Below are 19,955 nucleotides of genomic sequence, written 5' to 3'. Positions count from 1 at the left end.
TGTTACACCTCCCGCATTCCTAAACCAAGTACGATCGCCAAACCAGAGCGTTGCACCTGTGGATATTTATCAGTGTCAACTTCCAAAGACAAAGCCCCGATTGGATCTATTTGGGTAGTTGGCAAACTCAATCGTTGGGTAAAGAATTCATCTAGCTGTTGAAGTCCACCTCCTGGGCCAGCTAATATAATCTGCGCTACCTCCAAATTTTCACTTTGATTGAGGTAAAAATCGATGGAACGGCGCAGTTCATCCGTTAGTTCTCCCAATACTCTCAATATGGCTGCCATACCAGGATTGATTTCAGTAACCCCAGTTTTCCCGCCGTCTAGAGAACTTGGGGGAATCACCATTCCGTGTAACAGTTCCATATCTCGTGATGTGGGTAAGCTCATTGCCCTTGCTAAGGCAGTTTGCATTTGCAAAGTGCCGATTGGGACTGTGCGCGAAAATTGCGGCACTCCGTTAACGATGATGGCAATTTCTGTACTGTCGAACTCTATATCAACTAGTACTGCTGCTTCTTGCGGCCCAAATTGTCGCAATTGCTCACGAATAGTCCGAATCAGAGCAAAACTGTTAATTTCTAAAACATCGATTTGTAATCCTGCCTGCTCGAATGTACTTATATAGGTATTCGTTATCTCCTTACGGGTGGCAACTAGGAGGACGTGTACTTTTTCAATGCCATCTTCATCTACAAAATACCCAAGTTTCTGATAATCTACATCAGCCTCTTCACGAGGATAGGGTAAATATAAACCTGCTTCATGGTTGAGAACCATTTCTCGCAGTTCTTTATCATCTAACTCTGCTGGCACTGGTATGATCCGAACGATAGAATCTCGCCCTGGTACACCAGTGGCAACGCGAGAAGTTTTGATTTTGCTCTCACTTAGCGCCTGCTGGATTAATTGCGCCATTGCTGCGGGGTCGGTGATTTGACCATCGGTAACTACACCATCTGGAACTGCTACCGATGTAAAGGTTTCAAGTTTCAAGCCTTGACCCTGCTTGCGTAGCTGAACTACATTCACCCGTTCGGGAGCAAGTTCAATGCCGACTCCTTTTTTTGATTTGCCAAACAGACTTTTGAAGCTTTTTACCACAGTTATGCCCGATGGACTGCTAAATTGAAAATTTAAATTTGTTGTACGTAGAGAGGTAATATATTACGTCTCTACGGATAATTTATGTAGCCTATAGTCTCGACAATTTTGATCTAAGCTTTTCACACTGAGCAAGCGTAAAAATACTGGGAAAATGATTCAATTACGAAAATTTAAACAACTTGTTGCTTTTACACTACTTGGCTTATTAACCACTTGGATTGTAAGTTGCAGCACAAGTAATGTTGGTACAGCTACAAAACAGGCTACTTCCGGCGGGGCAACTATTGAGTTTTGGACGATGCAACTCCAACCTCAATTCACCGACTACTTCAAAAACCTAATTGCGAATTTTGAATCGCAAAATGCAGGTATAAAGATTAACTGGGTAGATGTACCTTGGGCGGCGATGGAGAACAAAATATTAACAGCTGTCTCAGCAAAAACGCCACCTGATGTAGTTAACCTGAATCCGGGTTTTGCTTCCCAACTTGCAGGACGAAATGCGTGGTTAGATTTAGATGCGAAAGTCCCAAACGATGTACGTTCCTCCTATCTACCCAATATCTGGCAATCTGGTACGCTTAATGGCAAGAGTTTTGGGATTCCTTGGTATCTCACCACACGGCTAACCATTTATAACACCGATTTATTAAAACAGGCAGGTATCAATAAACCACCTGCAACCTACGCAGAATTGGCAGAAGTAGCGCCACAAATTAAAGCTAAAACTGGCAAATATGCCTTTTTTGCGACTTTCGTACCCCAAGATTCTGGTGAAGTGCTAGAATCTTTCGTGCAAATGGGAGTTACTCTAATAGATGCTGATGGGAAAGCGGCGTTTAATTCAGCACAAGGTAAGGCAGCGTTTCAGTATTGGGTAGACTTGTATAAAAAAGGGTTACTTCCTAAAGAAGTTTTGACGCAAGGACATCGCCACGCAATCGATTTATATCAATCTGGAGAGACTGCGTTTCTAGCTTCTGGGCCAGAGTTCTTGAAAACGATCGCAAACAATGCCCCGAAAATTGCTCAAGCTACGGGAATTGCACCTCAACTCACTGGTGACACAGGTAAGAAAAATGTCGCGGTGATGAATATGGTTATTCCCCGTGATAGCAAACAACCAGATGCTTCTGTTAAGTTTGCTTTATTTGTTACCAATGACGAAAATCAGTTAGCCTTTGCGAAAGCTGCAAATGTCCTACCTTCCACAATCAAAGCATTATCTGATAGTTACTTTAAAGATGTTCCAGCTAATGCTTCAACAATAGAAAAAGCGCGAGTCATGAGCGCTCAAGAATTGCCAAAGGCAGAAATATTAACCCCTACTTTGAAAGATTTCAACAAATTGCAAAAGGCAGTTTATGAAAACTTGCAAGCAGCAATGTTAGAGCAGAAGACTGTAGATAAAGCTGTAGAGGATGCGGCGCAAGAGTGGGATCAAAGGTAGAGTTAGGAGTTAGGAGTTAGGATTTTGGAGTTAGGAGTTAGGAGTTTTTTAATCAAAACTTCTAAGTAGGTAGGCAAGATAAAACCAAACTATGTAACGAAAAGTAAAATCTCTGTATTTGGCTCGTAGTTGCGCTAAAGCGCAAGAGGGCGCAACTACGAGCCAGCGATGATTATTTGCGCCCACTTACTTAACTTCTCTGAGTCTGAGCGGTTGCTAAGAAATCGCCTACTAGATAAAGGGAACCACATAAAACGATTAAGTTTTCTGTGGTTGAGGTTGCGGTTTCTAGTGCTGTGAACAAATCTGGATGGATTTGGCGATCGCTTAATTGGGGACAAATATTATAAGCTAGGTTGGCTAAGTAGTCTAAATCGCCAGAAGTTCTACCTGGCCAAGATTCTATTCGGATTGGTACTAAAAAAAGGCGATCGCCTGGCCGCAATAAGGCGGTAAAAATATCAGCATGATCCTTATCGGAAAACATTCCCATAACCCAATTGACGGGTTTGGGGTTAACTGCGTCTAAGCTATCGACATAGTGGCGAAGAACTTGGGCGGCGGCGGTATTATGAGCGCCATCAAGTAATAATTTATGGTTGTTCCAGGTAGTCCATTGCATCCGCCCAGGCCATTTAGTTTTTGCCATACCGTTAGTTATGGCTGCTTCAGAAATCTGCCAACCTGTTTGTTGGAGAATTTCTAAAGCTGCTATTGCCAAAGCTGAATTTGCTAATTGAATTTGTCCGGCTAATGGCAAAGGGTATTTAATTAAGTTTGAATTTTGGATATTTTGATATTCTGCCCATCCTGTAGCGATTTGACGGGCGGGTTGAGGAGTAAAAATCGGGCATTGTAATTTTAAAGCACGCGATCGCACAACTTTTTCTGCCTCAGGTGGCAATGCTCCAACCACAACGGCACATCCACGTTTAAGAATACCAGCTTTTTCTCTAGCAATGTCAGCAACCGTAGGGCCAAGTTGCTGCCAGTGTTCCCGGCTGATCGAAGTGATGATCGTAACGAGGGGTTCCAAACACACATTTGTAGCATCTAGTCGCCCTCCTAGTCCAACTTCTACCACAGCTACATCAACTTGTTGCTGGGCAAAATATAACCAAGCCGCTGCCGTAATTACTTCAAATTGAGTTGCCGATTCATCTTCAGGGCGAATAACCGCTTGGATTTGTTGGAATAATTGACTCAATTCCTCAGAAGAAATTGGCTGTTCATTCAGACAAATACGTTCCGTCCAATCAACTAAATGGGGGGAAGTATATCGTCCTGTATGATAACCAGCCTCAGTAAGTACTGAGGAAAGATAGGCACAAACTGAACCTTTACCATTAGTGCCAGCAACATGAATTACCGAGACTTGGTGATGAGGATTACCAAGATTTGCTAAAAGGCTGAGGATGCGATCGAGTCCCAGATGGACACCAAAGCGTTGCAGGGGTTGTATTACAGAATCGATGTTCAAAGAAGGGAGTGGGGAGTGGGGAGTGGGGGGATGAGACAGATAAGGGAGATGAGGGAGAAATAACCAATGCCCAATGCCCCATGCCCCATCCCCGATTAATTAATGAATTTAAGCTTCTCTATCCAAAAAGCCTTGAATTTGTCTTAAAGCCGCAGCGCCAATATTAAATACTGCCCAGCTAGCAGCAATGACAACTGGTGCTAAAACGATCGCTATACGGTAATCGATATCCATATCTAGAACCCCTCTCTTAAGTAGAAATTAAAGTTTTGTCAACTGCTCTCATTTTTATTTTTAGCTGAAGTGGGCAACTTTTCCAAGTAGATATGTAAAGAATGTTTAAATTATAGGGTATTGGGCATTGGGAAGAGAGACCTTGGGCATTGGGCAGTGGACATTGGACATTGGGAAGAGGGGCATTAGTTAGGAATTACGAATTACGAATTACGAATTACGAATTATTTAAGCCTTGCTAAACCCAATATCAGTACCCTTCCCAGCATGAACTAAAGCTAATTTTTGGTAACGTTTAGCGTGTTCAATGAGTTCTGCGGCTTCAATTTCTGTTACTTGGCGCTGTACTTTGCCAGGAATGCCGACAACTAGGGACAAAGGCGGTACATTTTTAGTTACCACTGCACCAGCACCGATAATGCTACCAGCGCCCACTCTTACCCCGTCTAAAATCACTGCGCCTATGCCAATCAAACTTCCACGCTCAATGTAAGCGGAATGTATCACAGCGCGATGTCCTACAGTGACATGATCTTCTAAAATTGTGGGAAAACCAGGATCGCCATGTAAAATTGCACCATCTTGAATATTTGTGCATTCGCCAATTTCAATTCGTTCTACATCTCCCCTAACCACTGCTCCATACCAAATGCTCACCCCTGCTGCTATATTTACCGAACCCATAACAACAGCATTGGCTGCGATGAAGGCAGCTTGAGAAAAATCAGGAGATGTCCAGTAAGAAACGGTAGACACGATAGAATATGAATATGGTACCCAGGAACACTGGAGAAACTCCAACCTTTGAGGCTGGTTGCACAACTAGGATATCACAGCGTCAAGCCTCTACACTGAGGCAAACACTAGTGAGCATTGTGGCTGCCGCAACTCCGTGTCTGTGCAGCAGTGACCAAGTAACCCAAAGTGATGGAGTATTAGTGTATAATACAATACACTAATGCTGGTGAAGACAAAATTATGTTTGTATGCACTTCATGATGAATCCAGGCTTGCAGTACCCGATGTTTGGGCCTGAAATACAGTGTCCCCATTGTCGCCAGACTATTCCGGCGCTGACATTAACAGATACCTATTTGTGTACGCGTCATGGCGCGTTTGAAGCTAATCCTAAAAATGGAGAGTTAGTCCATTTGCAATCGGGGCGTCATTGGCGGAGGTGGAATAATGAATGGTATAGACAGCATACTCATCCCGATGGTATTCGGTTTGAAATTCACGAAGCATTAGATAAGCTCTATACCCAAGGCTTTCGAGCAACAAGAGTAATTATTGCTCGACGCTATCAGGAATTGATGAGTGGCTACTTGGAACGCAGCACACCTTGGCGTTCTGGACAACCAGAAGTTACTGCTGCGCGTTTATACGGCTTACCCGTGGAGTTTAGCCCCGATACCTCAGATGATCCCTGTTGGGAAGTGATCAATTTTGACTTGGAAAAAGAGCCTGGTGTCCCTGTACGCTACCCTTATTTCAGGTTGTTTGAATAGAGTTAGGAGTTAGGAGTTAGGAGTTAGGAGTTAGGAGTTAGGAGTTAGGAGTTAGGAGTTAGGAGTTATACCCCTCAAGCACCTTGTCTCACTAAGCTTGATTTTGTCCAATTTCACAAAGAATTGGTATTAAGAGTTAAATTCAATTCATAAACTCATAACTCTTAACTCCTAACTTTTGTTATGCATCACGCTTCTATTCGGACTGCCAATATTCATCGAGCGATCGCTTTCTACGAACATTTAGGGTTTACAATCTCAGAACGCTTTACTACAGGCTACACCCTAGCTTGCTGGATGGAAGGATTGGGCGGCAGAATTGAACTGATCCAAATTCCCGAACCAAAACCAGCCCCAGATGCTTTTGCAGATGAGCATTATGTGGGATATTATCATCTCTCGTTCGATTTAACTGAAATTACACCAGATTTACCTAGCTGGTTGACAAATTTACAAGAAAGTGTATTAGTGGCATCTGAGAGCCAACCTGAAGAATTACAACCGTTGAAGGTACTTTTAGAACCGACACAACAGCAAATAGGCGATCGCATTTACGAAGTGGCTTTCATTGCCGATACCGATGGCTTACCTCTGGAATTCATTCGGGTTTTAGCAAAACTCCCATAATTTAGCTTTTTTATTACCTTTCTTGCTAATATATTGTTTTTCTGTATTGTTACTGAGGTAACAGATTTTTTGGACAGATTAAACTATCGCCACTTTCCAAAATAACTTTATAATATCATGTCCGGTGAATCAAGCTGAATAAAAAATGTTCCTAGTAAGGACTTTAGTCCTGGCTTTGGGGACTGAAGTCCCCACTACAAACTGTTTATTATGGGTGATTTGGCGAACATCATGTAACTGAATTTACAGATATATCTGCTAAATACATGTATGGATTTTTCCGATTTTATAAATATCGCTTGCCGTTATTATTTTTAAGCTTATGGCTAGTAGCAGTTTTTTTGTTAAGCAATAAACCTGCTACTAGCGAACATGCAGCCATATTTAATAAAGAAAAATATCAATCAACCTTGCTAGCAAAAAGAATAATGCCCTCAACACTGACACAAAATGTCCGTAAGACAGTGCTAGAGAATGGTCTAACTGTCCTGACAAAGGAAGTGCATACTGCGCCAGTAGTAACGGTGCAGGTATGGTACAAGGTTGGTTCACGCAACGAAGAACCGGGCGTGAATGGCATTGCCCACCAGTTAGAACACATGATGTTTAAAGGCACTCTAAACCGTCCAATTCAATTTGGCCGTTTGTTTAGTGCTTTAGGTAGTGATTCCAATGCTTTCACCAGCTACGATCAAACTGCATATTACGGTACTGTGGAACGAAACAAGCTGAAAGCGCTCTTAGTGCTGGAAGCAGACAGGATGCAAAATTCCCAGATTGAGCCAGAACAACTGGCGAGTGAGAAGCGGGTAGTAATTTCTGAGTTGCAGGGTTACGAAAATAGCCCCGAATATCGCCTCAACCGCGCCGTTATGAAGGCAGTGTTTCCCAATCATGCTTATGGGTTGCCTGTAGGTGGCACGAAAGCTGATGTCGAGAAATTTGAAGTTGAGCAAGTAGAAAAATATTACCGCAATTTTTACAGTCCCGATAATGCCGTCTTAGTAGTTGTTGGAGATTTTCAATCTGCCAATACCCTGGAAACAATTAAAGAGGTGTTTGGCAAAGTAACCAGGGGGCAGGGGGCAGGGGGCAGGGAGCAGGGGGCAGGAGTTATTTCTTCCTCATCTCCCTCATCCCCCATAATATTGCGAGAAGCGGGAGCAGGACGGCTGTTACAAGTTGTGTATCCGCTACCAGATGCAAATCAACCAGATGTACCGGCACTGGATGTGATGGATTACATCTTGACAGAGGGACGCAATTCTAGACTTTATCAGGCATTGGTGGAATCAGGTTTAGCTAGTGAAGTTACAGCCTCTGTTACTAGTTTGCGAGAATCTGGCTGGTATGAAGTGTTGGTGACGGCTGGTTCTAAACAAGATTTGAAGAAAATTGACTCAATGTTGAGTAGCGCGATCGCTAATGTAGCAGAAAAAGGCGTGACATCTGAAGAAGTAGAACGAGCCAAAACCCAATTAGCAGCAGATGTAATTTTAAGTAACCGTGATATCACCTCTCAAGCAATGCGCTTAGGCACTGATGAGACAACTGTTGGTGATTATCGCTACACAGACCGCTATTTGGCAGCTGTCAGTCTGGTGAAGCCGACGGATGTTGTCGCTGTGATTAACAAATATCTCAAAAAAGAAGCCAAAACAGTAGGCTTTTTTGAACCAACCCAGAAGCAGATAACAGAAGTTGGTGACAAACCAGGCTCAGCCCAAACTAAAGAGAATTTTTCTCCTGGCGTACCTGTGCTTCCTTCTGAGGTGATGAAATACTTACCGCCTGTGGATTTAGTTACAGATGCAATCGCCCAAGTGTTACCACAGGAATTTAAATTTACCAACGGATTGCGGTTATTACTGTTACCCGATCGTAGTACTCCCACCGTTACCTTGAGCGGACACATTCAAGCCGGGACGGAATTTGATCGAGAGAATAAAGCTGGACTGGCTGCTTTTGTAGCAGACAATTTGCTAAATGGTACTAATAGCAAGGATGATTTAACTATTGCCAAACTCTTGGCAGAACGAGGGGCGAGTCTCCACTTTCAAACCTACCGCGAAGGGGTGCATATCGAAGGTGATAGTTTAGCTCTTGATTTGCCGATACTGCTTGAGATATTGGCAGATGTTGTTAAAAATAGTACCTTTCCAATCAAAGAGTTGGAATTGCATCGCCAACAAACTTTAACTGACTTGCAACTAGAATTAGATGAACCATCAGAAGTAGCCAGAAGAATATTTGTTCAGTCCATTTACCCAAAAGAACACCCCTTACATACTTTTCCCACAGAGGAGAGTTTACAGCAGATTCAGCGCCGGGATGTGATTGATTTCAAAGCTAAACATTATCGTCCAGATACGACAGTGTTGGCGCTGGTGGGAGATTTTGATCTAGACATTGTGCGATCGCTGATTAAAAATGAGTTTGGTAACTGGGAAGTTAGCGGCCAAGCACCGACATTAAAATATCCTCCAGTGTCGTTACCACAAAAAATAGTCAGTGTCAACCCAGCTTTACCAGGTAAAGCCCAAGCTGTGACATATATGGGTTACACAGGCATTAACCGTTATGATCCTCGATTTCATGCAGCCTTAGTATTGAACCAGATTTTGGGAGGCGATACATTATCTAGTAGACTAGGTGCTCAAGTGCGCGATCGCCAAGGTTTGAGCTATGGAATTTATAGCTCCTTCCAAGCCGGAAAGAATGCAGGCACATTTTTGATAGAAATGCAAACTAGTCCTGAAGATAGCAGTAAAGCGATCGCTAGTACCTGCGAAATACTACAGCAAATTCATCAACAAGGCGTTACCGGGCTGGAAGTAGAAACAGCTAAACGCACGCTTATCAGCAACTACAATGTTTCTTTGGCAAACCCAGAGCAATTAACAGATACAATTCTGATGAATGAGGTGTATGGACTAGATAAAGAAGAATTGCACTCCTTCACTGACAAAATCCAGAAAGTCACTTTTACCCAAGTTAATCAAGCGGCTCGTGAGTTACTCCACCCAGATAAAATCGTGGTCGTCACTGCTGGCCCATCTGTTTTAGCAGATAAGAGTATTCGCTAATTGGGGATAAATGACAAATGACAACAATTAATCTAGCTCATCAGGATTCACGCCTAGCTGACGCAAACGTTCTGCTAATTGTTCTGCCTTTTGTCTTGCTTGAGCCGCTTCTTCTTTAGCCGTAGCCGCTTCTTCTTTAGCCGTAGCCGCTTCTTCTTTAGCCGTAGCCGCTTCTTCTGTGGGTAGTGGAATTAATTCTCCTGCTAAGGTAAACCACCTTAACCACAGCTTGGGAATGTCTCGAAATGACCCCTGCCATAATCCCAAACTTAAACCCAACTCTGGCATTGGTAAACGTCCCTTAGTCAAATTCATCGGTTCATAGTGACCGCCTATTAGCTGAAAAGCTTGGAGTTCATCAGTGTAGCGACTAAAAACAATATAGTAAGGAATCCGCAGAATTCTTTCATAAACTTCCCATTTGCTAGGAGGTTTATCGGCTGCGCTTTTTTTCATGCCTAAATCTTCCGCTTCTGTACCTGGAGATAATAATTCTACTACCACAAAAGGATTTGCTGGTTCTTGCCAAGTTACATAACTTAAACGCAAGTCCTCCCCTTTGTAGAGTTTTGATACTCCTACCACACCAAACCAATCAGGGCGCTTGTACCATAAAGGATACTGGAGATCATAGTAAATATTAAGATCAGCAGCGCTGTAAACTAATTCTGGATTCCAGATAGTGGGTTGAAAAGTTAAGTATAAAAGTAAAGGCTGTAAAAAGTGAAAATCGTCTGGCAAACCTGGTTCCTCTGGGTTGTCACTTGGTAAATCATACATCGTTGGTAGGGTTTCCCAAGGAGGAAGGGGAGGGTCAGATTGAGGAATAAAGGGAGGATACGAAGTCATAAGCAGTTTGGATTGGAAGGAAATTGATTAATTATATTGGTAAATGCTATAGCAGTCCTATTTGATTCGTGAAAAATATAAAATTTGAAAACGAACCGCAAAGTACGCAAACGCGAGAGTGTCTCGTAAGAGTTGGGCGCAAAGGGAAGAAAGAAAAAAGAGATATATAATTTTCACAAATGATTTAGGACTGCTAAGTAAGTGGGCGCAAATAATCATCACTGGCTCGTAGTTGCGCTAAAGCGCAAGAGGGCGCAACTACGAGCCAAGTATAGAGATTTTACTTTTCGTTACATAGTTTGGTTTTATCTTGCCTACCTACTTATATCATTTGTGGTTAACTGAATCCTAGCCAACTGAAGCACTATTTTACTGCTAAAGATTTTGTCGATGGCATCTGGACAGAAAAAGTCCAAGCAGGCAAAGTAGAAATTAAAGGAGCCATTCACGAACTAGAACTCAAGCCAGGTGCTGAGGCAAAATACCTATTCGCCTCTGAAATTTGCTACTTATAGCTTGTATTGTCCAATACCCGGACATACGGAAGCAGGTATGACTGGAGAAATTGTCATCAAGAATTAAAAATTATTCCACTAAGTATTTGACAGCGATCTAATGTTTCAATTAAAGATAATTTATCTCAGTCCCATAGGTGCAGAAAATAATAAGTTATGGCGATTTTGATTCAAGCCCAACATATCAGGAGTAGGCGAATGTGTTATTATATATACGTTAGCGGCTAAAATGGAAGAATCCCTATCAGGGATTAAAATAATTTAAATTATAGATATTATTTCTCAATTAATGTAGAGAAAGCATTGATACTTCAGCGTCAGAGCCACCAGTAATTATTAACCTATGAACATTTTCAGTAACTTACTTCCTCAAACAACTCAGTCTGGAACATCAAAAAAACAGCGCCGAGGAATTGAAATTAAATCGCCGCGTGAAATTGAAATCATGCGGCAATCAGCGACAATTGTGGCAACTGTCCTAAAAGAAATTTCCGAGCTAGTAAAGCCAGGAATGACCACGGGTGATTTAGATGTTTATGCAGAAAAACGTATCCGCGAAATGGGTGCAACACCGAGTTTTAAAGGATATCACGGTTTTCCAGGTTCTATTTGCTCCAGTATTAACAATGAAGCAGTGCATGGCATTCCTAGTCCCAAGAAAGTGATTCGCGTGGGGGATGTATTAAAAGTAGATACAGGCGCTTATTATCAAGGCTTTCATGGTGATTCTTGCATTTCAATTGCTGTCGGTGAAGTGACCCAAGAAGCTGCTAAATTAATTTGCGTAGCAGAAGAAGCTTTATATAAGGGCATTGAACAAGTTAAGGCGGGTGCATATCTACTTGACTTAGCTGGAGCAATTGAAGACCATGTAAAAGTTAACGGTTTTAGTATAGTCGAAGAATTCACTGGACACGGTGTCGGTCGTAATCTGCACGAAGAACCTTCAGTATTCAACTACCGTACCCGCGAGATGCCAAATGTTAAACTCCGTGCGGGGATGACGCTGGCAATTGAGCCAATTTTAAATGCAGGTTCTAGACACACCCGGACATTATCTGACCGTTGGACAGCAGTCACAATGGATAATTCTTTGTCGGCTCAGTTTGAGCATACAGTGTTGGTAACAGAGACTGGTTATGAGATTTTGACTGACCGTTCTAAGCTGTAATTTTTATTGTTTGTAGGACTTACGCTAAAGTAGGAAATGTAGGGGCAATTCATGAATTGCCCCTACTAGAAATCAAGGCTTTCAGTGCCTTTTTGCGTAAGTCTTTACCCAACAGGTTCGTTAGTCGCTCATGGTGGAAGCCGGATTGAGGATGAGGTTTTATATTTAATTTGACCCACTTAAACCTCATCTAAGTTGAGAACCGTAGTTTTTGCCCTCACCCTAAATCCCTCTCCCAGATATGGGAGAGGGACTTTGAAATTCTGGCTCCCCGAATCCCAATTTTGGGATTCGGGGTTGGGGGATGAGGGCAAATCCTTTTCATCACTGAAGAACTACAGGTTTCAAGATAGACGCGGTTTACTTATAAGGGCTATATTTATCTGATAGCCGCATAGTTAGTTTTATAAATAGGAAGTGTTTGTTTAGCCTGTATAGAGATAGACGTACTCTCTGGAATCACTTCTAATAAATTGATTGCTTGTTTCCATTTATCTTTTGCTTGCTGGCGAATTAGTAGCGAGTGAGGTGGATTTTGGGCAAATAAATTAGCTTCTGTTGCTAGTTTTTGGGCTGATTCTAAGTTTGCTAAGGCTTTTTTTTCAATTAACACTTTTTGAGTGATAGATTTATAGTTAATTTGATAGTAAGCCAATTTCTTATTTGCTCGAGCAGAAACTGATGTTTCATTAGGAATACTATCTAACAAGATTATTGCCTGATGCCATTTGTTTTGTGCTTGTTGCCAAACTTTTAGAGGATGTGGTGGTTTTTGAACTAAAGAAGCAGCCTCCAGACCAAATTTTTGAGCAGATTTAAACTTTGCGATCGCACTCTCTTCTTGAGTTAAACTTAGACTCATCTTTTGCTCTTTAATTTTCCAACCACCAAAACCCAAGATTAGTAAACTTGAGGCTATGAACAAAGCCGAACGGACTATTTTTTGTGTCGAAAACTTTGTTGCTATTTCTACATCCTGGCTAATAATTGGCTCTTTACTACTTTCCTGTTCAATCTTTTTTAGGGCTTGTTCTGCCTGTTCCCTTAAAGTGTCAGCCTGGATAATTAAAGCAGCAATTTGCTCTTGGAAATAATCACAATCATTGAGAATATCTGTCAGCTCTTGAAATTTTCCCTGACTCGATATAATTAATTCGTGGTCATCATCTAACCATTCTAAAGCAAACCCATATTTACCATAAAAAGCAGACACGCCTAATAAAATATTTAATAAATTATGACTATTTTTGATAGTATAAAAAATATAATTTAATTTTTCCTGCAACTCTAACAATTCCTTTTGATAATTGCTAATTTTGTAAATTTGGCCTTGTAAAATTTTAGAGTTACTAAAGTCGAAGTTAATCTTTAAACTTTCAGCAATAACCTGAAATTGGGCGCGGAGACTGAAATGATTAATATCAGAATTTAGTTGATTGACCAACTGAAGATCGCTGAGAAGATCAGTAGCTATTGCTTGCAAAAAATAGCCCCATTCGCTCCAGACATCAATTTTTGATTCTAGTTCAGTTAAGGAAATTTGAGTTTTTGAGAGGCCAAATTTTCCTGCGATCGCAGGATCTACTAATCCCACACTAGGTATAAACAAGCTAGCTACAGTAACTATTCGAGGAAGTGTAGCGATCGCAGAATTTTTGATATTCTCAAATTTCAATTCCTGAGCAATTAATTTCTTAATATTCCGTAGTTGTTCCTGAATATTATTGATCAGGATAATTTGCTCCATAATTTGATTAGAATCGCCAATAGTCAGTTTTAGATTCTGAATCAGTGTTGGCAATTCACTAACAAGTATTTCTAGGTTAGCCATAGATACCCTTTAGGGATTTGTCGAAAGTTTGTGCGAAACAATTAAAATGGCTTGAAAAAGAGGCAAGGAAGTAGGGGACAAGAGTAGGACTTACGCAAAATATCTCTCAAACTCTTATTTCTCCGTGTCGCGCCAGTTGCTTCAAGTCTCTTAACCCGCAAGGGCGCACTGGCAACTCTTTGCCTAATAAGGTTCGTTATTCCGTAACTCTTGCCTAAGTCCTAAAGAGGTAAGAACTTGCAACAACTCTTTCCCCTCCCCAATTCTCCTTATCCCCCTCATCCCCCCTCCCCTGCTCCTTAAGTGGCAAATCTCAGCAGCTATAAAATGTATAGTTCCCGCAAATCCTGCTAAAGTAACAATTTAAGTTTAAAAATCCCAGAGAAGGCCAAAACTACCCATTCACTAACTTATGAATGAAGTTGATTTAGCATTTACCCCAGCACTAGAGTTGGCGCAATTAATTCGTCGCCGGGAAGTATCACCGCTAGAGTTAGTGGAAATATATTTAGAACGGATTGGGCGGTTGAATCCCCAATTAGGAAGCTATTTTACAGTCACGGCAGAATTAGCGATTGCAGATGCCAAAGCCAAAACAGAATTATTGACAACTACTTCAGAACTACCGCCATTTTTTGGTGTGCCGATTTCCATTAAAGACCTTAATGCTGTAGCAGATATTACTTGCACTTATGGAAATCCAGCATTACTGAATAATATCCCTAATTATGATGATGGGGTTGTGACGCGGATTAAGCAAGCTGGGTTTACTATTCTCGGTAAAACAGCCACTTCTGAATTAGGTTCGTTTCCATACAGTGAACCTATGGGTTTTCCCCCAGCTAGAAATCCGTGGAATTTAGAATACACCCCTGGCGGTTCCAGTGGTGGGGCGGCGGCGGCGGTAGCAGGGGGATTATGTGCGATCGCTCAAGGTTCTGATGGCGGTGGTTCAATTCGGGGGCCTGCGGCTTGTTGTGGTTTGGTGGGAATTAAGCCATCCAGGGGCAGGGTGAGTAAAGCACCCGTAGGCGAACGCCTCGCCGGAATTGCCGTCAACGGCCCGATCGCCCGGACTGTGGCTGATGCTGCTGCCCTTTTGGATGCCATCTCTGGCTATACAACAGGCGATCCTTACTGGTTGCCAGATCCCGAACCATCATTTCTCGCCGCCACTGGGGCAAAACTCGGTGCTTTGCGAATTGCTTTTGAAACTAGCATTTCTCCTTTGGGAGAAGCTGACGCCAATTGTCAGCAAGGAGTCCGCCAAACAGTTGAGTTATTAGAACAACTCGGCCACCACGTTGAACAGAAATCTCCAGATTTTAGCGGCTTAGTTGAACCATTTCAAATCGTCTGGCAAGCTGGGGTAGCTGCATCAGGACTTCCGGTTGAAGCCATGCAGCCAGTGAATCGCTGGTTATTTGCCCGCACAGGTTCTGTTGCCCAGTACCTGCAAGCAGTTTCTCAAATGCAGATAGTAGCACGGCAAATTGTAGCGTTTTTCGATAGCGTGGATGTGCTGGTATTGCCAGTTTATTTACATTCACCTATCCGCGTTGGGGAATGGGCTTCTTTGAGTCCAGAAGAGACATTCCAAAATATTATTGAGTGGGTTGCCCCTTGTCCGGCTGCGAATGCAACTGGACAACCTGCGATCGCAATTCCTGTCGGCTTTGATAGTAATGGTTTACCCATGAGTGTGCAGCTAATTGGTAAACCTGCGGCTGAAGCCACACTGATGAGCCTAGCAGCACAATTAGAAGCAGCTAACCCTTGGATACATCATCGTCCAGCCTTTGCAATATAGGCTAATCATGCCTGATTTTTCACCTTATGTGGAAAAGTCCACGAAAACCTAACCCCTTAACCTCCTTCCCGACACTCTAAGTGGCAAAATTCAAAGTCTCTCTTCCTTTAAGAAGAGAGAAATAGAAGTGAGGTTTTTCCGATACCGTGAAAAGTCAGCTAATCATGCAACCCACCTTCGGCACCCTAACTGTCACAAGTTCATTAGTACTTGTGAACTATAACCAGGAGTAGCATTTTAACCGACATCCCGCCTAGAACTTTAGTTCTAGGACTTACGCATTGACAGAAAGACCAAAATAGCAGATATGCTTTTCAACGCTTTTGACTAGATTTTTCAACCACTTTTTTGCGATCGCAGGTGGTTTTTAAAAGGCTGAAACGACCTATTTACGTCAATACACAAGAGGTTTCGTTTGTACAGTGCGTAAGTCCTAAGTTCTTTGGCTTTTAGCTGAAGTCCACTTAAGGGACTTCCAAATAAAAAAATGTTCCAAAACCGACGCAAAAACTCTCTCTATTTCTTCTCTCTGCGTTCTCTGTGTCTAATAAGGTTCGTTTATTGGAATAATTTATTTCTTGTCAGTCCCTAAGTGGACTAAATTGTTCGTTGAGTCCACAAAGCGTGGACTTCAGCTATGAGACTCGGAATTTATTCCGAGGCGGGATAGAAACGCAGTACGAGATTTACGAATACCCCGTCTTTAACGAATTCGGCGGAATTCCCCATCCGTCTATAGCTCAGGGGATGGATAGCCGGGCGACGACGAAAACACAGATGGTTCCCTAGTTCCAAACTCTGTTCTAATTGTTTCTATCAAATAGGTGAGATGCCGTTGGAAGTCCGTGAGTGGACTTGTCCTCATTGTGGTACTCATCACGATCGTGATGGGAACGCCGCAGCAAATATTAGAGCAGAGGGTATCAGAATGATAAAGGCGGAAGGTTCAGCCGTCTCTGCTGTAGGAGGGAAGGTAAGTCCTACTCTTGGGCGAAAGTCTAAGTTTAGGCACTCCCCTGTGATTACAGAAGCCCCAACTTCAACCGTACTCGGTAAGTTGGGGTAGTTCACAGATGGAATTTATCCCTATAAAGATATGGCTGCGACAAGACTTGTGTGTAGACCGTAGCTTTATAAGGGGGGAAACAATAAATCTAGTTCCCTCCCCAATATATCGGGGAGGGTTAGGATGGGGTAAAACCTTGGTTAATCAGCTATTTCAGACTTGTGTGTACACCGTAGCCTAAAATCAGAGAGGCTTTGAATCTTACTTCCCAACGCTAAAAGCGAAGGGGCTGTTCTTGTTAGGTCTGTATTCTATGCAATTGGGAACCGCTATAGTTTGTACAGTCGATAAACCTGCTGTTTTTTCAATATTTAACTATAAAAAATGTCTTTTACTTATAACCGCACGGTTCGCTTTCAAGATACTGATGCTGCTGGAGTAGTTTATTTTGGTAATGTTTTGGGTATTTGCCATGAAGCTTATGAAGAATCTTTAGAAGCATCAAGTATTAATCTTAAAGATTTTTTTACTAATCCATCTGTAGCTTTCCCGATTGTTCATGCTAGTGTCGATTTTTTGCGCCCTATGTTTGCGGGAGACAAGTTGCTAATTAGTTTAATTCCTCAAAAAATAGGTGGTGATAAGTTTGAAATTAGTTACGAAATTACAGTGGCTGAGGTGGTGGTTGCTAAGGCTATTACTAAGCATGTTTGTATTAATGTGAGTAGTACAACTAAACAGGAATTACCTGATGAGATTATTCAGTGGTTGGAGACGAAGCGCCCAGATGCTGAGGGCGCAGAGAGAAGAAAGGCGAGAGAGATTATGTGATGGGATTTTGGAGGAATTCTTTGGCTATTTCCTGTAATTTTTGGCGGTTGATTTTACCTTGGGAGTTGCGGGGTAAGTTTTGCTGGGGAATCCAATATTTGGGAATTTTAAATTTGCTGAGTTTGTCTTGGAGTAGAGTTTGGATTTTTAAGGCAGAGGTATTTGATTTTTTGGGAATATAAATCGCTGTTAAGGCTTGTCCCCAATGTTTATCTAGGATGCCGATGACACAAATATCGACAACCAATTGAGTTGCTTGTATCGCTGATTCAATCTCTGCTGGGTAAATATTTTCTCCACCTGTAATAATTTTGTCGCTGTTCCGTCCGACAATATTTAAATGACCTTGCTCGTCTAAAAAACCTAAATCATCTACTTGGAAATCTGCTTGATTTTCTCTAGTTATCGGATAGTAGCCAAGGGCTAAAGATTGAGCATAAATCGTGATATTTCCGATTTGATTGGAATTTAAAATCTCGCCTTGCTGATTGCGAATAGTTACTTTTGCATGGGGAAGAATTTCACCACTGCTAATTTTACCCCTGAGAAAATCATCGGGTTTGAGGGTAGCAATTTGAGAGGCTGTTTCTGTCATACCATAAGTAGGCGCTAACCGGATGCGATGAAATCTAGCTTTTTCTAATAGTTCGTTCCATGCTGGCGCACCTCCCAGAAGTACAGTATTAAATTGAGATAGCCATTGAGTTAATTCTGGATTTTGCAGGAGTCTTTGTAACTGCGTTGGGACTAAAGATATTAAAAATTCTGATTGTTTAATGTTGAATATTTGACTTGTTTCTAATGCTTTAAATGGCAGAATAGCCAGTTTACCTCCGGTGGTGAAAGAGCGCATAAATTGCATTAAACCGCTAACGTGATATAGCGGCAATACACAAAAAGAATTGACTCGCTTTAGTTGAAAGTATTCTGTAAATCCTTGTACAGATGCGATGAGAGTTTCCCAAGTATGGATGACAAATTTAATCTGCCCAGATGAACCACCTGTGGGAATCATGATGAGTGGGGAGTGGGGGGATGAGGGGGATATGATAGTAATTTCTTCGCAATTTCGATTTCCTATTCCCCACTCCCTATTACCTACTCCCCAAATAATATCTGGTTTTACTAAATCAAAGACTTGCTGCCATTCTTGTTTTACCCAGTCGGGGTTACAAAGAAAAACTGGGCAATTAGCTGCACAAGCGGCAATAAAACTTGCTATAAACCGTAATGGTTCGCGTTCGGCTAAGATGATTTTTGGTGGGATTCCATGTGCTGATAATTGTGTTAGTTCTAAATATAAGTCTTGAACTATTTGATTAAATTGACGGCTATTATAACCGATAAGCCAATCATTTTGAGCCAGGTTATTAAGATAGTTTAAAAGTCCTTCCATAGACTTTGAAGCCATGTTTCTTCTTGTTCAAAAAAATGGTCAATGCCAAAACCAACTGCCCTATTGTTTCGGGATAATTCCGCCGCTAGTTGGAGTGCTGCAAGTCTACCGATCGCAGTTTCAAATACTGATGAAAATACAGTATCAATTTTATGCTGCTGGCAAAACTTTCTCAGACGAGATGGAGATCCAACTATCCCAGGCTTGATCGTAAAAATCCCTCGCCAACCTTGTTGATGACAGGCGGCGAGTTGCCCAAGTGTAGCAACAGATTCATCTATTGCGATCGCAGTTTCATAACTCTTACTCAATTCCAACATCTGCTGAAATTGCTCAACGGGTAACGGTTGTTCGATAAATTCAATTTCTAAGGATAGTTCTGTATTCGCCTTAAAATTGTCGCAAGTTTGCAGCCATAAGTTAGCTTCTTCATAGCTGAGTCCACCGTTAGCATCTAATCGCAGTTTGGTAAAGTCTGGTAAGGTGTATATCAGTGACTCAAAAATTTCTAGCTCATCAGCGATCGCATACACACCAATTTTCCACTTAAACGTGTGATATCCCTCCTCCCACAACGTTTCCCATTGATTTAAAGCTCCTTCCCCAGCTGGTAATAAAGCACTGAAAAAGAGTGAATTAGGAGTTAGGAGTGAGGAGTTTGGAGTTAGGAGGGAGGAGTTAGGAGTGATAAAATTATCCCCTCCATCCCCCCTACTCCCCACTCCCCACTCCCCACTCCCCCACTCCCAAGCTGACTCAAAGCCAAATTGACAAGCAGGTAACTCATCTGGAATGGAGAAAATTATCTCGTCTGCGATTTTTTTTGGGAGTTGGCGACAAAAATCTAAGGCTTGTTCTAGGGTTTCAGAACCGAACCAGCTAATGGGAGCAATTTCTCCCCAGCCTACTTTACCTGATTCATCGGTAAGCCGGAGAATAATACCTTTACGAATATCCCAATTACCATGATTGGTGGTAACCGATTGCACAAATCTTCGCTGATAAGGACGAAATTCAAATCTGTAGTCATTAGTCATTAGTCATTCTCC

Annotated in this window: 16 protein-coding genes and 2 pseudogenes; 10 read left to right on the top strand and 8 right to left on the bottom strand. The window is 42.0% G+C overall.

Going from position 1 to position 19,955, the window contains the following annotated elements; genetic code table 11:
* Positions 1-2 precede the first annotated feature (2 nt).
* A complete protein-coding gene (gene pilM, locus V7K32_RS28055; RefSeq protein ID WP_334998132.1) occupies positions 3-1,109 on the bottom strand; it encodes a type IV pilus biogenesis protein PilM in 1,107 nt (368 codons plus the stop codon).
* Positions 1,110-1,263: 154 nt separating this feature from the next.
* Here pilM and V7K32_RS28050 point away from each other — a divergent pair, with 154 nt between their 5' ends.
* Positions 1,264-2,562 (top strand): ABC transporter substrate-binding protein, encoded by a 1,299-nt coding sequence (locus V7K32_RS28050; protein WP_334998130.1) that lies wholly within the window; start codon positions 1,264-1,266, stop codon positions 2,560-2,562.
* Positions 2,563-2,752: 190 nt separating this feature from the next.
* Here the strand turns inward: V7K32_RS28050 and V7K32_RS28045 are convergent, their stop codons facing one another.
* The 3 genes from V7K32_RS28045 to V7K32_RS28035 all read right to left on the bottom strand — a co-directional run bounded on the left by V7K32_RS28045 (position 2,753) and on the right by V7K32_RS28035 (position 5,032).
* Positions 2,753-4,042 (bottom strand): bifunctional folylpolyglutamate synthase/dihydrofolate synthase, encoded by a 1,290-nt coding sequence (locus V7K32_RS28045; protein ID WP_334998128.1) that lies wholly within the window; start codon positions 4,040-4,042, stop codon positions 2,753-2,755.
* Between the two features lie 108 nt (positions 4,043-4,150).
* Positions 4,151-4,276, bottom strand: a complete 126-nt coding sequence (locus tag V7K32_RS28040) for a photosystem II protein Y (RefSeq protein WP_012411301.1) — start codon at positions 4,274-4,276, stop codon at positions 4,151-4,153.
* A 228-nt stretch (positions 4,277-4,504) separates the two neighbouring features.
* On the bottom strand, positions 4,505-5,032 hold the full coding sequence (locus tag V7K32_RS28035) for a gamma carbonic anhydrase family protein (protein ID WP_334998126.1): 528 nt from the start codon (positions 5,030-5,032) through the stop codon (positions 4,505-4,507).
* Positions 5,033-5,271: 239 nt separating this feature from the next.
* Here V7K32_RS28035 and V7K32_RS28030 point away from each other — a divergent pair, with 239 nt between their 5' ends.
* The 3 genes from V7K32_RS28030 to V7K32_RS28020 all read left to right on the top strand — a co-directional run bounded on the left by V7K32_RS28030 (position 5,272) and on the right by V7K32_RS28020 (position 9,497).
* Positions 5,272-5,784, top strand: a complete 513-nt coding sequence (locus V7K32_RS28030) for a TIGR02652 family protein (protein WP_334998124.1) — start codon at positions 5,272-5,274, stop codon at positions 5,782-5,784.
* Positions 5,785-5,967: 183 nt separating this feature from the next.
* Positions 5,968-6,411, top strand: a complete 444-nt coding sequence (locus V7K32_RS28025) for a VOC family protein (protein WP_334998121.1) — start codon at positions 5,968-5,970, stop codon at positions 6,409-6,411.
* A 266-nt stretch (positions 6,412-6,677) separates the two neighbouring features.
* The gene (locus V7K32_RS28020) at positions 6,678-9,497 is read left to right on the top strand and encodes a M16 family metallopeptidase (protein WP_334998119.1); all 2,820 of its coding nucleotides are present in this window, start codon (positions 6,678-6,680) and stop codon (positions 9,495-9,497) included.
* 27 nt (positions 9,498-9,524) lie between these two features.
* Here V7K32_RS28020 and V7K32_RS28015 read toward each other — a convergent pair whose 3' ends face one another.
* A complete protein-coding gene (locus V7K32_RS28015) occupies positions 9,525-10,346 on the bottom strand; it encodes a Uma2 family endonuclease (protein ID WP_334998117.1) in 822 nt (273 codons plus the stop codon).
* A 344-nt stretch (positions 10,347-10,690) separates the two neighbouring features.
* Between V7K32_RS28015 and V7K32_RS28010 the strand changes: the two are divergent.
* Together V7K32_RS28010 and map are read left to right on the top strand one after the other, a co-directional pair.
* A pseudogene (locus V7K32_RS28010) lies at positions 10,691-10,928 on the top strand (sulfocyanin-like copper-binding protein); the annotation flags it as partial.
* A 276-nt stretch (positions 10,929-11,204) separates the two neighbouring features.
* Positions 11,205-12,032: a type I methionyl aminopeptidase gene (map, locus tag V7K32_RS28005; RefSeq protein ID WP_334998115.1), complete on the top strand. Its 828-nt coding sequence runs from the start codon at positions 11,205-11,207 to the stop codon at positions 12,030-12,032.
* Positions 12,033-12,411: 379 nt separating this feature from the next.
* On the opposite strand, the gene V7K32_RS28000 is transcribed toward map, so the two are convergent.
* The gene (locus tag V7K32_RS28000; protein ID WP_334998113.1) at positions 12,412-13,863 is read right to left on the bottom strand and encodes a hypothetical protein; all 1,452 of its coding nucleotides are present in this window, start codon (positions 13,861-13,863) and stop codon (positions 12,412-12,414) included.
* A gap of 412 nt (positions 13,864-14,275) precedes the next feature.
* Between V7K32_RS28000 and V7K32_RS27995 the strand changes: the two genes are divergently transcribed.
* The 4 genes and pseudogenes from V7K32_RS27995 to V7K32_RS27980 all read left to right on the top strand — a co-directional run bounded on the left by V7K32_RS27995 (position 14,276) and on the right by V7K32_RS27980 (position 17,510).
* Positions 14,276-15,673 (top strand): amidase, encoded by a 1,398-nt coding sequence (locus V7K32_RS27995; protein WP_334998111.1) that lies wholly within the window; start codon positions 14,276-14,278, stop codon positions 15,671-15,673.
* Positions 15,674-16,282: 609 nt separating this feature from the next.
* Positions 16,283-16,462, top strand: coding sequence for a hypothetical protein (locus tag V7K32_RS27990; RefSeq protein WP_334998109.1), 180 nt, complete (start codon positions 16,283-16,285; stop codon positions 16,460-16,462).
* Positions 16,449-16,739 (top strand): annotated as a pseudogene (locus V7K32_RS27985) (zinc ribbon domain-containing protein); the annotation flags it as partial. The gene V7K32_RS27990 and the pseudogene V7K32_RS27985, both read left to right, overlap by 14 nt.
* A gap of 324 nt (positions 16,740-17,063) precedes the next feature.
* Positions 17,064-17,510 carry an acyl-CoA thioesterase gene (locus tag V7K32_RS27980; RefSeq protein WP_334998108.1) on the top strand — a complete coding sequence of 149 codons (447 nt, stop codon included), beginning with the start codon at positions 17,064-17,066 and terminating at the stop codon, positions 17,508-17,510.
* On the opposite strand, the gene V7K32_RS27975 is transcribed toward V7K32_RS27980, so the two are convergent.
* Both V7K32_RS27975 and V7K32_RS27970 read right to left on the bottom strand, forming a co-directional pair.
* Positions 17,503-18,906, bottom strand: coding sequence for a 2-succinylbenzoate--CoA ligase (locus V7K32_RS27975; protein ID WP_334998149.1), 1,404 nt, complete (start codon positions 18,904-18,906; stop codon positions 17,503-17,505). The genes V7K32_RS27980 and V7K32_RS27975 overlap by 8 nt on opposite strands.
* Positions 18,891-19,943 (bottom strand): o-succinylbenzoate synthase, encoded by a 1,053-nt coding sequence (locus tag V7K32_RS27970; RefSeq protein WP_334998106.1) that lies wholly within the window; start codon positions 19,941-19,943, stop codon positions 18,891-18,893. Before V7K32_RS27970 ends, V7K32_RS27975 begins: the two co-directional genes overlap by 16 nt.
* Positions 19,944-19,955 lie beyond the last annotated feature (12 nt).

It is taken from the genome of Nostoc sp., from assembly GCF_036917635.1.
Lineage (GTDB): Bacteria > Cyanobacteriota > Cyanobacteriia > Cyanobacteriales > Nostocaceae > Nostoc.
The sequence above is the reverse complement of the archived record's forward strand: the minus strand, read 5'-3'. Positions and strand labels throughout refer to the sequence as shown.